Genomic DNA, 3,226 nt, shown 5'->3' on the forward strand with positions numbered 1-3,226 from the left:
TTCAGGATGCATTCGGCAGCACRCAGTGCGGAGGTGATCACGCGCATCCTGCCAGGCTGGCTTGTCATGATCCTCACGGCGTTGAACAGTCGATCATCCATCGGACCCGAACGGAGAACCAAGGGACTCGGTTCCGTAGGTCTCGATAGTCACTTGGTACTAATCAGGACGATTCCGCCCTCGCTTGGGCAACAATTTTTTCATCGCCCGACTGATCCGTCTCAGGGAATTTCGCAAGCGCCTTCGATGCTTCATTTTCAAATAGCGCTGAAGGTTTTTGCCATTCGCCATATCAAGCCCTGTGTCAGCCAGCATACCGCCCTGTGCTCACGCAGCCAAGGGCAGAGTACCAGCCAAACAATGCCGAACGCAAATCCGCAACCAGAGGCGCATTGGGGAAAACATTGGGAAAGCAGGCTTGGAATGTAAAAAAACCTAGCGCTTTTCAAGGCACTAGGTTTGATACATAGCCCACGTGCGCCGCATGGTGCCGGGCTTTCACCGGCCGCTGCTATACCCAAAGCGGATGCCCACACCTGCATAGGCGGTGGACGGAAAAACGTGGCTCGGCGGTGCCGATATCCTATAGGGGATAGATCCGCCGAGTCTCTGCCTGACACACAGTCGGTGCCTGACAAAGCTATGAAACTCCAATGAATCGTTCTGGCAAGTATGGGGTGTCCCGACCTGCCTAAAAACGCAATACAAAAGGCAGGCCGGGTGCTGACATTTGGGGCTCAGCGATCAAAGCATGCTCCCATGGGGTTAAGATTAAGTGAGGCCCGGCGACATCGGTCTACGCCGAACTACGTCAACTTTACCTTCGCGTGGGCTTCCCTTGCCTCGATCAACGCAATTTCGATTAGGTATGCGAGCATGGCGTGACAATCCTTGCTTGCCAATTCGATGAGTAGGGTTAGTGCCATGCAAGTGGCTTCAATGTTCTGCTGTTTGTCGGTTTTCATCACTTACCTCGCAAGGTTTCCTTGGCGAAGGATGGCACGAGTTTCAGCCTAAAACTTCATAGCAATTCGTAGCGAATCGCCATGCGAGTGCAACCAAACACCCCACAATCTTGAGATGAATATTCGCGCCGCAGATGACGATTAACTTCATTCGGAGAGAGTTCTACGTCCGCCGCCACACCTTAGCCTTACGCCACTTTGTCGGCGCGCCGGTGACCGGGCCCATTCTCTCGCGGCGCAATGTATATGTTGGCTTCCCGCGCGGCTTCTATGAACGCCACACGGGCAACTGCTGCCGAACACTGTCCAGCGAGGCATGATAACAGGATGACCCTCGCGTTATGGTGTTTTGGCCCACCGCTTTCCTGTGGCCATTCTTCCAACAGCAACTTTGCCGTATCGTAAGCTGTGCCAATATTAATCATCACGCCAGGCCTGCGGCTCCAGGATTCCATTGAATTCTTTATTATTTACGCGTGAGGCGCGGCATCTCACGACCTGACCTCCGAATGTCACCGCCTCGGATGTCCGAGATGCAACGATTGGGCGCTTCCTTGAAATCGCACCCGATTCGATGCACTCTGCGATCAAATCGCGGGTCTGTAGCGCTATGCGGGCTTGGTGACGGGAGGGGGCGTCATGGACTTCAACAGTCCTCGGGGAAGCGTGGGAGTAGCGCGCCGCTCAATTCTACTATTATCAACCGCTGCATTGGCGCTAGCCCCGCGTGTGGCACTGGCAGACTGCACCACGGTCACGGGCAACGAAACCCCCGGCTGCACATTAGGGGCCGCCGGGCAATCGCTCACCATCCAGAATGGCGGCACCCTTAACGGCTGGATCAACATGACGGGCTCAGGCGCAACGGCGACGCTCCAAAGTGTGGGACATTCCGGTATAATCAAAGCGTGGGGGCAAATGGCAACACTGCTATTTCAATGGCGGGTCCCAATCAGATMCTCACCAACAATGGAACGCTGACGAATACAAACAACATCGGTGCCGATGTGATTTGGCGCCCACGGCAATGGGTTCATGATCGTCAATGGCGCCACGGGGATAATCGCCAGCACTAACCCCAATGCCGTTTCAAATGCATTACCGCAGTGAGCTCTGCCTGCAATGCTGCCAACGGCGAGGTTAATGAGCATATACGCGTTAGGCCCATTGATTTTTACGGATAGGTCTTTAGTCCGATTTCTCTTTCCCCCAACAGGCCTATCTTCGGACTGTTGATCCGGCTCTGTCGGCATGCAATTTATTGAGGAGGTGGATAATGGTTCAATTTAAAGTTGGTCTCGTCGCAGCAGCGTGTCTTGGATTGTTTTTTGCCGGCGCAATGTGTGCAACCACCGATCATTTCAATCCCGTAGGTTCGGCCCTTGCCAAAAACGGCGGCGGCAACGGTGGTGGCAATGGCAATGGCGGTGGACACGGGAACAACGGTGGAAGTCATGGCAAGTCGTCCGACCGCAGCAATTCTGTAAATTCCCACGACAAAGCCAAAGTCGAGAAATCATCTCTTGACACTGACGACGATAAAACTGGATTGGGTCCGCTGAACGCTGCGCATGCATCTGCACGGGCAAGGGAGCGGGCCGCACCGAACTCTTCCGTAGGCAAGATTGCAACCTACGAGCGCAGCCGGGAAGAGGCATTGGCGCTGACTGACCCTGCGCTGCAGGAGCAGGCGCTTGACGATGCGATTGCACAGCTTGAAACGGCCTTTGGCCGCACGCTCACCCCAGCGCAGGTCGATCGCATTGATGCATTGCTGAATGCGCGCCAATAAGATCCTATTGAACCTATATCTGCGGTAATCTTTCAACAGCGGCCTTCGGGTCGCTGTTTTCACGGGCTGCTAACGCGGCGTCATGTTGGGAAGAATTCCAAATCTTCAGAAGTCGCGGCATAGCCGAACATCGGGATGAGTCTGGATTCACGTTTTGATTGCGTGAGGAAGTTTCTTGGGGGTAGACATTGCGCGGGGTCTCCTGGCTCGTGCATAATTGCAGGATGACAGACATTGCGGTAACGGTGACCACGGCAACATATCACCGTAGAAACGAAAAACGGTGGCTCGCGACCGCTATGGGCAGACCAGTGCTACGACCGCACTGGCACCCAGAATGGAGATAAACAATGAAAGCATCGGGGTATCGGTGCCTACGTAACGTTCGAATATTGCCTCGATCAAATGGCTTTGGACCAACGCACCGTACACAGCCATGAATCTGCTGACCCGCTGGAATTCCCAGTCT

The 3,226-nt window shown here is 54.4% G+C and carries 2 protein-coding genes; one reads left to right on the top strand and one right to left on the bottom strand.

Going from position 1 to position 3,226, the window contains the following annotated elements; genetic code table 11:
• Window positions 1-1,153 precede the first annotated feature (1,153 nt).
• Complete coding sequence (locus ACXJ5O_RS22610; protein WP_457301859.1) at window positions 1,154-1,420, bottom strand: DUF982 domain-containing protein; 267 nt, start codon at window positions 1,418-1,420, stop codon at window positions 1,154-1,156.
• Window positions 1,421-2,241: 821 nt separating this feature from the next.
• Between ACXJ5O_RS22610 and ACXJ5O_RS22615 the strand changes: the two genes are divergently transcribed.
• Window positions 2,242-2,757: a Holotricin-3 precursor gene (locus ACXJ5O_RS22615; protein ID WP_457301860.1), complete on the top strand. Its 516-nt coding sequence runs from the start codon at window positions 2,242-2,244 to the stop codon at window positions 2,755-2,757.
• The last annotated feature ends 469 nt before the right edge of the window (window positions 2,758-3,226 follow it).

The organism is Phyllobacterium sp. P5_D12 (assembly GCF_054049495.1).

Coding starts and splice junctions, on each gene's coding strand:
- ACXJ5O_RS22610 (WP_457301859.1), bottom strand. CDS start 1,420: ATGGAATCCTGGAGCCGCAGGCCTGGCGTGATGATTAATATTGGCACA.
- ACXJ5O_RS22615 (WP_457301860.1), top strand. CDS start 2,242: ATGGTTCAATTTAAAGTTGGTCTCGTCGCAGCAGCGTGTCTTGGATTG.